This window comes from Microcoleus sp. B3-D7, assembly GCF_036705305.1.
GTDB lineage: Bacteria > Cyanobacteriota > Cyanobacteriia > Cyanobacteriales > Microcoleaceae > Microcoleus.
On sequence record NZ_JAUBUE010000020.1, the window covers coordinates 94,965 to 105,176 of the forward strand.

Below are 10,212 nucleotides of genomic sequence, written 5' to 3' on the forward strand. Positions count from 1 at the left end.
CTAAAAACCCCGTTTCTCCGTAGATTCTTCGTTTCCCAACCCCATATTCTCGTTTAAACCTGGCTTGTTGGGGCAGGCGCGTCCGATTTAATTTTTCACTTTTTAATCTTTAATTGTCGCTCTCCTTCCACTTTCGCTTTTGACTTGTTAATGGCTAATTGCTAATTTCTGGTTTCCCCTTACCGTTAAAAGCTCCAAACTTTATATTTTACGAGGTCTAATGACATAAGGTGCAGCCACCGCTCGGGCTAGCGCTGCGGAATCCAGTCCGGCATCTGGTCTGTAAACTCCCGCCCAAACAGCAAACAGGTTATTTGCTAACTCTACAATTTTTGCATCGCTGCCAGTTCCCCAGAGCGAAGTTTCTCGGCCGTCGGCTAGCTGCTGGGATTTAACGTCAGGCGAAGATACCTGTCGCCATTCTACAGGAATCGCAGCAACGCCGTTATAGGCTCCAGAAAAAGCTCCTGTCAAAGCGCAGGTGAGTTGTCCAGCTATGCCACAGCGGGCCGCCCGTACCACTGACAAGCGCAAGTCTTCTGGGGTGTTCAAGAAGCAGTAGAAAGCTAAGGTAATGGGAATGAAATTTCCTGGGTTAATTGACTCGGTTTGTAATTTTTTCTCGCCTTCGCCCTGTCTTTCTCGCAAAGCTGTGGCGGTTTTGCACAGATGAGTGGTGGCTGTTTCTAAATCTGCTCCCTTTTCTAGTAGTATTTGCACTTGCAGCAGCAGCTCTGTTAAGGCATTATCTGTTTTCAGGTAAGCAAGTGTTTGCTCGATCGCTGTCGCCGGGTCAAGTCTTTCTTTGAGAGCTCGGGCGATCGTATATGCTACTGCTAAAATTGCTGTTTCCCATTCTGGCTGGCTTTCATGATGCCAAACCTCTATCGCCAGCATGATTTTTTCTCGCAGCTTGGCTTTATTTTCGTGAAAAAACATCGCGGATGGCAGTGCAGCAACGGCAGCTTCACCAGGGTTAAGCAGGGTTTGAAACTCACTGTTGCGGGGATGGTAAATTTCCGACTTGGCAAATGCTTCCCAAGTATCGCGCCAATCTTTTAAATCTAAACTTCTACACCGAATTAAACTTTGAGCGCAAGCTACCGCAAGTCTTCCGGATTCGGATGAGTCTTCGCCACTGAGGATTTTGCTGTTGAGAGAATTCAACGCCAATGTTGCCCCACTTAAGGTCAATTGTTGGTGTTTCGTCAGTTGTAAAATTGGCTGCAAGTCTTCTGTTTGTGGGGGAATACCCACGAGTTGCCTCTGGTATTGCAGGCCTATAGAGTCTCCTAAAACTGCCCCCAGGATGGTTCCTTGAAACTTGCTCAACAGGGAATGCCGCATTTGAATTTAACTCAAGTTGTTAGTAATTGGTAATCGGTAATTTAGAATTATTGCTGGTTTGCTTCTTTGCCTAACTATTGTGATTAATTTTAATTCAACCCAAACATATAAGGGCTGGTTTTCTATCTAAAACCTGCCCTCATCCGATCGCTACAATCGGTAAATTTTTAATTTTTAATCAAGTAACTAACTAGAGCTTGCAACCCCAGCCGATAACTTTCTGAGCCAAAACCGCTGATTTGCCCGAGCGCCACTGCTGCGATAAACGAGTGGTGCCGAAAAGCTTCCCGCCGGTAAATATTGCTCAGATGAACTTCTACCGCAGGGATATTCACCGCGGCGATCGCGTCTCTAATTGCCACACTCGTATGAGTATAAGCTCCAGCATTAATCAATAAGCCTTGGTGCTGCCCTAACATTGAGTGAATTGCATCCACCAATACCCCTTCATGATTCGACTGCTGAATTGAGACTTGCACCTGGAGGGCTTGCGCTTCTAGTTCTAGCAACTTGTTGATATCATTTAAAGTCGCAGAACCATAAACTCCAGGTTCTCGCTGACCCAATAGATTCAGATTAGGGCCGTGAAGTACCAGGATCTTTAACAATTTTAAAATTTCCAGTGCAACAAAAATTATGAGAGTTTTGACATGGGATTTAGAACGAGTCTGCCACCTCAAACGTCAAACCTTAAACCTCAAACTTCTAATTCAGTCCCGACTACCTGCGATTCCTAGGTTGGTTGACAGGAATACGAATCGGTTCGAGTTCCGGTTCAGGTTCGGGACTCAGCAGTCCTTCTATCAGCTTGCGAACCCATTCTTTAATTTGTTCCAGCACCTTTTCAATGTCTTCCATTGAACGGATAGCTCCTTTTTTTATAGTCTAGATTGCTAAACCGACGGCTAAATATCTGAAAATAAGCAAGCACGACTTTGAAACCAAAGGTCAAACTTGCTTTCTCACTTGCTGGTTGTTTTGAGCAATGGAGAGAGTCAGTATCTTGGCCAATCAGTCCTATCTTATTATCATAACGAATCTTTACAGATAATCAAGAGGCAAAAGGAAAATTGCCGAATTATATCGGAGTATAGAGTGTTAAATAAAGCTTAAGGTTACGGTTGACTGTTGACAATTGACCAATCGTAGGATTTTTTCTAAGCTTTTGCCAACAATAATTTACGCCGCAGCCGATCGAGCGCCGTACAGCTACTCAGATTCCGAATCCAATCGCGGCCTCTGGCATCGCCAAAGCGGTATTCAAAACTTTCTGCGGATCCGCGGGGGCCCGCTAAACCGATATAAACCAGTCCGACAGGTTTACCGTCTGTGCCGCCTCCGGGCCCGGCGATGCCTGTAATGCTCAATCCCCAACTGGTGTGGAGGCGAGATTGCACTCCCGCAGCCATTTGTTTTGCCACTTGGTGGCTGACTGCACCAAATTCGGCTAAATCTTGCGGATTAACACCTAATAATCCTTCCTTAACCCGATTGTCGTAAGAAATAATCCCACCCAAAAAGTACCTCGAACTCCCGGCAACACCGGTCAGCATCGCTCCTAACCCGCCTCCCGTGCAGGATTCAGCCACGCTAAGAGTTTCGCCAGCCAACAGCAGCAATTTACCGACAGTCGAGGCTAGGGTATCGGTATCGGCACCGTAACAGTCTAGGCCAGCAATCTGCAGCAACTGTTGTTCGATCGGCTCAATCAAGTTTTTCGCAGCTAAGGACGACTCCGCGCGGGCCGAAATTCGCAGTTTGACTTCGCCGTGATTGGCGTAGGGAGCCACAGTAGGATTAGTTAAATTCAGAAAACTATCTACTTTTTCGGCCAATGCCGACTCAGCAATCCCCCAAAATTTCAATGTGCGGCTGTAAATAGTGGCGCTGCACCAGCCGCCATTTTTCAGATAAGGAACGGCGGTTTCTTGCCACATCAAGTGCATTTCCGCCGGTACGCCGGGGAATGTCATTACTGTCACGTCAGAAACCGGCTGCCAAATAATGCCCCGTGCAGAACCGCTGCGGTTCGGCAGAATGTCCGCAGTTTCTGGAATTAAAGCTTGTTTGCGATTGCTGGGACTCATGGTGCGTCCCCGCTGGGCAAATTTGTATTCGATATCTGCGATAATTTCCGGCTTTTCGATGAGGGGAACCCCAAAAAAATCGGCGATCGTTTCGACTGTGAGGTCGTCTGGTGTGGGCCCGAGGCCTCCGGTGAAGATTAAAAGCTGCGATCGACTGACGGCGATTTCTAACACTTGTTTGATACGTTCTGGATTGTCCCCCACCACTGTTTGATAGTAGTGAGGGATTCCCAGACTTGCTAATTCTTTGGCTAAAAACTGGGCATTGCTATTAAGAATATCGCCTAACAGCAATTCAGTGCCAACACAAATAATTTCAGCAACCATTCAATTTTAGATTTTAGATTTTGGATTTTAGATTGGGGAATTAATTGGGGAATGACAACAGTCAACAGTCAACCGTCAACCCTCAACTAACTATCGAGCGTGTCTCCAAACTTTCCAGCTAGCATATCCCAGCAAACTTGTTGCACCCATAGCGTAAATTACGCCGCTCGGAAGCGAAAAAGCTAGGGCTAAACTTCCCACCCACAGTGTCAGTGAGTAAATAAATAAAACCGCAAATCGATGGGATAGTCCGGCTTCTAGAAGTCGGTGGTGGAGATGGCGCTTGTCAGCAATAAACGGTGACTTGCCGTTGCGAAGTCGATCGAGAATCACCGCCGACATATCTAAAATCGGTACAGCTAAAATTAAATATGGCAGCAACACAGAAGTAACAGCCGTAGTTTTAACTAACCCAATTACTCCCACTCCCGCGAGAGTAAACCCGATAAAATAAGCCCCGCCATCTCCCATAAAGATTTGAGCCGGATTGAAGTTGTAGCGCAGAAATCCCAAGGCCCCGCCAGCTAAAGCCGCTGCAATCAGGGCCGCCGCCGGTTGGTGCATCGCCAGACTGACAATCAGCATCACAACTGCTGCAATCCCTGAAACTCCTGCCGCTAAACCGTCCAAACCGTCAATCCAGTTGATGGCATTCGCCATGCCGACGAGCCAAATCACGGTAATTGGCAAGCTCAGCCAGCCAATATTAGTCAGTCCCAAGGAGGGAACTGTCAGAAACTCAATCTGTACGCCTGCCATCCAAACGATGCTGGATACGCCAATTTGCATGAGCAAGCGTTTTAATGCCGAGAGTGAAAATAGGTCGTCTGCTAAACCGATGAGGAAGAATCCGATGCCGCCGAGGGTTACTCCCCAAATTTCGTATTCGTCTTTGGGATTGAGAACTTGTCCGCTAGCATCGATGAAGCCTCCTGAGAGCCAGACAAATAAGAGGGCAGTGATAGTGCCGAGAAAGATGGACACTCCTCCCAAGCGCACCATAGGGCGCTTGTGGACTTTTCGCTCGCCTGGCCGATCGAATCGCCCGCTTTTGAGACCAATTTTTTTGACTATTGGCGTACTCCAGAGGACGATGATCGCAGAAACCAGAAAAGCGAGTATGTGGTACAGATACTGGTACGGCATCTGAAATCAATTTTAAATAGTGCGGGGCAATTAGTCTGTCAGGCAGAGTCTACTACATTTCAGATGGCTTATAACAAGGAAACATCTTGAAGAGCGACTGGGGGTTTGGGAGTCGGAGATTTGCCGCAATGGCAGTTGCCCTGGGGCGAATTGTCAGGTTTTTCATTCATAACTCTCGAATTAACGATTTGAAATATCGACTCTTTCGCGAGCAAAAAAGTCGATATTTGGCGAGCGGGCCCAGTTGAGCGGTATCTTTCACAACCGACAAATACCGTTAGTCAAACCAGCCCCGCCCAACAAATATCTTTACTAAAAACCGTATTGGCGATCGATATTTTTGGTGAAAACCGCTTGTCAATATCGCTACCGGCAACTCTCAATCTTTTCCTGCTCTTTTACCCTTTTACCCGTACACTTCCAACTACCAATTTCCCATTGCCGATCAGGAAAATTAAGCTAATGCCGGCACTTTTAAGTACAAGTGGGGATATAAGGGGAAGCGATCGCACAGTGCTGCTACTCGACGCAGGCAGTCGGCTGCGACGCTTTCATCATCTGGATTTAGCAGGCGATCGGCAATAATATTGCCAATCTCGGTAAATTCTGCTGTTCCCATTCCCCTGGTGGTCATCGCCGGCGAACCGAGTCTCAAACCGCTGGTGACAAAGGGCGATGCCGGATCGAAAGGCACGGTATTTTTATTAGCAGTAATATTCACACCGCTGACTAATTGGTCGGCTTGTTTGCCTGTCATGTTTACCGATCGCAAATCAACTAGCATTAAGTGATTGTCCGTGCCGCCGGAAACGAGTTTTAAACCCCGCTGCTGCAACCGTTCCGCTAAAGCGCGCGCATTTTCAATTACTTGACCCGAATAAGTTTTAAATTCAGGCTTTAATGCTTCGCCGAAAGCTACTGCTTTGCCCGCAATGACGTGTTCTAAGGGGCCACCTTGAGTGCCGGGGAAAACTGCTTTGTCAAACTTTTTACCTAATTCCGGGTCATTGGTCATAATCAAGCCACCACGGGGGCCACGCAGGGTTTTGTGAGTGGTGGTGGTGACTGCGTGACAGTGGGGGAGGGGGTTGGGGTGATGTCCTGTGGCGACTAACCCGGCGATGTGGGCGATGTCGGCGAGCAGGTAGGCTCCGATTTCGTCGGCGATCGCTCTAAACTTCTCAAAGTCGATAATTCGCGAATATGCTGAATAGCCACAAATTAGCAATTTCGGTCGGTTTTCTTTGGCCAGTGCCAAAATTTCGTCATAGTCGAGCTGTTCTGTTTCTTGGCTGACGCCGTAGTGAAAAGCTTTGAACCATTTGCCGGATACGTTGACCGGCGAACCGTGGGTCAAGTGTCCGCCGTGGGACAAATCCATACCCATAATTCCGTCTCCGGGTTCCAGCAAGCTCAAAAATACTGCAAAGTTGGCTTGAGCGCCGGAGTGAGGCTGGACGTTGGCGTGAGCGGCTCCAAATAGCTGTTTGGCGCGATCGATCGCAATTTGCTCGATGCCGTCAATAAATTCGCAGCCGCCGTAGTACCGTTTCGCTGGCAGTCCTTCGGCGTATTTATTGGTCAGCACTGAGCCTTGAGCTGCCATTACGGCTGCGGAGGTAAAGTTTTCGCTGGCGATGAGTTCTAGGTGGTCTCGCTGCCGCTGGAGTTCTTGCCCGATTAAATCGGCAATCAGCGGATCGGTTTTGGAAAGGAATTCTAAGTTAGTGTCCGTCACAATAATCAACCTCTTGACAGTTTTGGGATTGGGAATTGGGGATCTTATACCGTACTACGGATTTCGCACCATTGACATAAATATTACGTTGTGTTCAGGTTAAGCGGTTTGTCCCCAACTCCTGACATACAATGAAATTACTGGTGTGAAACCTGCCGGAGGTATCAAATGTTAGTCATTTTAATGGAAAATCAGATGCTTGCCCCTCAGTGTGTTTGCCAAAGTTGTTTGCTGGCAGATCGCACTGGCCAACCGCGCTGGAGCGGTGGAGAGCTTCGCTGCGGACATCCAGTTGCTAAACCTACGGAAAATTTGCCCGATCGGTACGAGTGTCAAATGGGCTTCGTCATTGCCAATATTAAATAAGAAAGCCTGCCGTTGGTAGTTGAGGCTGCTCCCTGATGAGTGAAAAGCAAGTTCCGGCAGAGTCGAAACACAAACCCTGCTGCTGCGTTATCCTGAGTTTAATGGAATTCATAGTTAATCGATCGACTCAGGAGAGTTCATTATGACTTGGCGCGGGTCTACAACTGTTCGAGACCGGATTTTTGCTTCTTTGCCTTATTTGCTCCCGCTGATTGACGGGCTTGCCTTTGGCAGGTTTCTATTTACACAGTTTCCTGTCCTGCAACTGTTGTTGATACCGCTAGCTCCATTGATGCAAATTTATAGTTTGCCCTTTGCTAGCTTGATTATCTTCTTTGCCCTGTATTTAGGAGTAGTTAGAAACGAAAACATCAGTCACTTCATTCGTTTTAATGCGATGCAGGCGATTCTTTTAGACATTGTTTTGATGCTGTGCGGCCTGGTTTTGCCGATTTTTTCTAACGGCGTCCAAGTCGCATTTATTGCGGAAACTCTTTATAACATGGTGTTTTTGGGCGCTTTTGCTGCATTTGTCTATGCAGTCGTGCAGTCGCTCTTGGGACGCTATGCAGAGATTCCTCCGCTTTCGGATGCTGTTTATATGCAGGTACGTTAGTCAATGGGCAGTTGGCTGTTGGCACTTGACAGTTGTTGGTGATAATTACCACTTACCCATTACTAATAACTACTGTATTTTCAAGACTGCCGATGCCTTCAATTTCGATGCGGACTCGATCGCCTATTTGTAGCGGCCCTACTCCTTGTGGCGTTCCAGTCAGTATCACATCGCCGGGAATTAGGGTCATTATTTGACTGATGTAGGAGACGAGAAAGTCTGGGGAAAAAACCATGCGATCGATCTGGGATGACTGTACCGGTCGCTCGCTCTCATTGATAAAAGTCTGCAACTGTGCTGCAGGACTCAGTTCGCGGACAATCCAAGGCCCCAAGGGACAAAATGTATCGAACCCTTTTGCCCTGGCCCACTGGTTGTCCCGCTTTTGCAAATCTCTAGCTGTTACGTCATTGGCGATAGTATAGCCCCAAATTTTGCTGTGTGCTTGTTCGGGAGTACAGTTGGTACAATGTTCGCCAATTACCAGGGCTAATTCTCCCTCGTAGTCTACCCTTTCCGACTGCTGCGGATAACGAATCTCTGCACCTGCTGGGATGACGGCACTCGGAGGCTTGAAAAACAACAGGGGTTCTTCGGGTACTGGGGTTCCCATCTCGGCGGCGTGATCGACATAATTTTTGCCTACGGCTACAATTTTTGAGGGAGAGCACGGGGCGAGAATTTGGTAAGTATCTGGTGAAAGTTCCAAATCGGTTGGTTGTCCTTTTAACCAGGGCGGTGCATCAAATACTTGAACGCTGTGGCTTAGTTGCAGTAAACCGTAATGGATGTGTCCTTGTGTTGTTTTAACTCGAACGTAGCGCTGGGCCATAGTATTTTAGATTTTAGGTTTTAGATTCTAGATTCAAAAAGACTTGTGCAAGTCCTAAATAGAATATATATAAACATGGATCTAGGGATAATTTCTGAAAATTTATTGCTCGATCGACCTTCTTGATTTTTGTTGTACGATTGTCAAATGGCTTTCCGTGCAAATTCCGTGCAGCGCTTTGTCCCAGGAGTCAACTGGTAGCTGGGCGATCAAGGCAAATTCAAAGATAGTGCCGATCGTAACTTTTGATTCCCACTCAGCTAAACTAAGCATTCGATCGTAATAGCCACCGCCGTAGCCCAAGCGATAGCCACGCACATCGCAGCCTACTGAGGGTACGAGCATTAAATCTACTTCTGAGTGGTCTATTTTAGGAGCATCCGGCAGGGGTTCGAGTATGCCATAAGCTCCAGTATGTAAAGCCTCTCCGGGCTGCCAGATGTGCCAGGATAGCTCTTTGCCTACACAGCGGGAAAATCCCCATTTGCGGGGAGTTACAAATAGGGGACTTAAATCGGGTTCTTGGCGACAACTGAAATAGGCGAGGATTGTTTTTGCTTGGGTGAATAGGGGCGAGTTTTGGAGATGATTGCAGATGCGATCGCTCTTTTGTCTCCATTCTTGTGCTGATAGGGATTTGCGAGTGTTGAGGAGCGATTTTCTTAATTCGGTTTTAGTTAATGAAGGTTCAGTAGTATTCATAATTTCATATTAAATCATAGCTGCGGCTAGGAAGACGGCAATGCCGTGTCTCCCATTTTGAGGACACGGCATTGCCGTCTTCCTACAGAGCTCGTGGCTAATTAACTAGATTTGATATTACATATTGTCTCACCACAGGACAAACGCTGAATAGCGTTTCATTCTCGACTTCTTCTATTTCAACTAACGATCGCCTCCCCAAAGATTGCAGCCCGTTGAATAACTCAGAGGGCGATAAATCGGCATCTTGTAGTAATTGCTCTATTGAAACTGAATTTGCTTCGCGGCTGAGGCGGGAGATGAGGTTTTTCTCTAATTCTGACAAACGATTTATCTGCGGGTGCAAGTTTGCAGCCAATTCTTCACCTAAAAATAGCCTATCATATTTTAAAAATTCTGCAACCCTACCTCGGAATATTTCTTGAATGGTAGTGGCGACTATTTTTAACCACAATGGATTGCCTCGGTAGGTGTTAATTAGGTTTTCCCATGTTTCGGGATTGAGTAAAGTTTTTTGTCGGAAAATTTCGGCTGCTGCTGTACCTATGCCTTTGAGTTGTAAGCTGCGAACTTGTGAATTTTCACCTTTTAACGCGGTAATTTCTCTGGGTGGTTCCCAACTGTTGAGGATTAAGCAACTGTTGTGGGTTGTTTCTCCGATTTGTCTGAAGAGGATGCTGTAATTTTCGCATTCGGGGCGGTAATTTCCTGCTAATTTTCCGCTGCTGAGAATGGTTTGCACGTCGTCGAGGATAATGAGACAGCGGGTTTTTCGCAGATATTCCATTAATAGGGAAAGGCGATCGGCAATGCTGGTAGGGAGTTCAATTTCTGGTTTATTTAAGAGAAATTCTAGGAGATTTTTTAGGGTAGTTTCTAACGGTGGGGAGTGGCGGAGACTTCGCCAGATGACGTATTCAAAGTTATGCTGAATTTTTTGGATGAGGTGGAGGGAAAGTGCGGTTTTGCCGATGGGGTGCATCTCAGTTTTGCAAATCCCTGAAAAAATAGCTAAAATGAAAAAGCTAGTAAAACCGTAAAAAAAACGATG

General features: G+C 46.8%; 11 protein-coding genes. 2 read left to right on the forward strand and 9 right to left on the reverse strand.

Features of this window, described 5'->3' with window-relative positions; translation table 11 throughout:
• Nucleotides 1–201: 201 nt before the first annotated feature.
• The 6 genes from QUB25_RS15595 to glyA form a co-directional block, all read right to left on the reverse strand.
• On the reverse strand, nucleotides 202–1,347 hold the full coding sequence (locus tag QUB25_RS15595; RefSeq protein WP_333184010.1) for an ADP-ribosylglycohydrolase family protein: 1,146 nt from the start codon (nucleotides 1,345–1,347) through the stop codon (nucleotides 202–204).
• Between the two features lie 167 nt (nucleotides 1,348–1,514).
• Entirely contained in the window at nucleotides 1,515–1,955 is a 441-nt protein-coding gene (gene aroQ / locus QUB25_RS15600; RefSeq protein WP_333184011.1) for a type II 3-dehydroquinate dehydratase, read from the reverse strand.
• A gap of 112 nt (nucleotides 1,956–2,067) precedes the next feature.
• Nucleotides 2,068–2,205: a hypothetical protein gene (locus tag QUB25_RS15605; protein WP_006631912.1), complete on the reverse strand. Its 138-nt coding sequence runs from the start codon at nucleotides 2,203–2,205 to the stop codon at nucleotides 2,068–2,070.
• 299 nt (nucleotides 2,206–2,504) lie between these two features.
• Nucleotides 2,505–3,761 (reverse strand): competence/damage-inducible protein A, encoded by a 1,257-nt coding sequence (locus tag QUB25_RS15610; protein ID WP_333184012.1) that lies wholly within the window; start codon nucleotides 3,759–3,761, stop codon nucleotides 2,505–2,507.
• A 90-nt stretch (nucleotides 3,762–3,851) separates the two neighbouring features.
• Nucleotides 3,852–4,907, reverse strand: coding sequence for an MraY family glycosyltransferase (locus QUB25_RS15615; RefSeq protein ID WP_333184013.1), 1,056 nt, complete (start codon nucleotides 4,905–4,907; stop codon nucleotides 3,852–3,854).
• 454 nt (nucleotides 4,908–5,361) lie between these two features.
• Entirely contained in the window at nucleotides 5,362–6,645 is a 1,284-nt protein-coding gene (gene glyA, locus QUB25_RS15620; RefSeq protein WP_333184014.1) for a serine hydroxymethyltransferase, read from the reverse strand.
• A gap of 168 nt (nucleotides 6,646–6,813) precedes the next feature.
• Between glyA and QUB25_RS15625 the strand changes: the two genes are divergently transcribed.
• Together QUB25_RS15625 and QUB25_RS15630 are read left to right on the forward strand one after the other, a co-directional pair.
• Nucleotides 6,814–7,011: a hypothetical protein gene (locus tag QUB25_RS15625; protein WP_006631916.1), complete on the forward strand. Its 198-nt coding sequence runs from the start codon at nucleotides 6,814–6,816 to the stop codon at nucleotides 7,009–7,011.
• 142 nt (nucleotides 7,012–7,153) lie between these two features.
• Nucleotides 7,154–7,627 carry a Tic20 family protein gene (locus QUB25_RS15630; protein ID WP_333060853.1) on the forward strand — a complete coding sequence of 158 codons (474 nt, stop codon included), beginning with the start codon at nucleotides 7,154–7,156 and terminating at the stop codon, nucleotides 7,625–7,627.
• A 52-nt stretch (nucleotides 7,628–7,679) separates the two neighbouring features.
• On the opposite strand, the gene QUB25_RS15635 is transcribed toward QUB25_RS15630, so the two are convergent.
• From QUB25_RS15635 to QUB25_RS15645, 3 genes are all read right to left on the reverse strand, one after another.
• A complete protein-coding gene (locus QUB25_RS15635; protein WP_333035096.1) occupies nucleotides 7,680–8,459 on the reverse strand; it encodes a fumarylacetoacetate hydrolase family protein in 780 nt (259 codons plus the stop codon).
• 102 nt (nucleotides 8,460–8,561) lie between these two features.
• Nucleotides 8,562–9,161 carry a 5-formyltetrahydrofolate cyclo-ligase gene (locus tag QUB25_RS15640; RefSeq protein WP_333184015.1) on the reverse strand — a complete coding sequence of 200 codons (600 nt, stop codon included), beginning with the start codon at nucleotides 9,159–9,161 and terminating at the stop codon, nucleotides 8,562–8,564.
• Nucleotides 9,162–9,258: 97 nt separating this feature from the next.
• Nucleotides 9,259–10,212 (reverse strand): NB-ARC domain-containing protein (locus QUB25_RS15645; protein ID WP_333184016.1); only part of this gene is annotated, 954 nt, incomplete at its 5' end.